1 protein-coding gene is annotated in these 568 nt (G+C 40.1%); it reads left to right on the top strand.

What is annotated here, in order from left to right; genetic code table 11:
• Positions 1 to 568 (top strand): calcium-binding protein (locus tag ACIR310F_RS21030; RefSeq protein WP_035367361.1); only part of this gene is annotated, 568 nt, incomplete at both ends.

Below are 568 nucleotides of genomic sequence, written 5' to 3'. Positions count from 1 at the left end.
GGGAACAGGTGCAGATTTATTAATCGGTGGTAAAGGTAATGATACTTATGTGGTAGATAATATGGGAGATGTCATTGCTGAGGTTTTAAATCAAGGTATTGATACCGTTGAATCTTTTATCACTTGGATATTAAGAGCCAACTTAGAAAACCTGACGTTACAGGGAACAACCGCTATTAATGGTACAGGTAACACCCTCAATAATATCATTACAGGCAATACTGGCAACAACACTCTTAATGGTGGTTTAGGAAATGATACCCTCAATGGTGATTTAGGAAATGATACCCTCATTGGTGGTGTTGGTAACGATTCCTACTATGTAGAAAATACAGCAGATACCATCACGGAATTAGTAGGACAAGGACTAGATAGCGTTTTCAGCACCGCAGCAACTTACACTCTCAGCGCCAATGTAGAAAACCTAACATTACAGGGAACAACCGCTATTAATGGTACAGGTAACACCCTCAATAATAATATTACAGGTAATACAGCCGATAACGTTCTCACCGGTGGTGCGGGTGCTGATACTTTAATTGGTGGCGCTGGTAATGACTCCTATTAT

Origin of the sequence: Dolichospermum circinale AWQC310F, from assembly GCF_000426925.1 — a bacterium.
GTDB lineage: Bacteria > Cyanobacteriota > Cyanobacteriia > Cyanobacteriales > Nostocaceae > Dolichospermum > Dolichospermum circinale.
The sequence above is the reverse complement of the archived record's forward strand: the minus strand, read 5'-3'. Positions and strand labels throughout refer to the sequence as shown.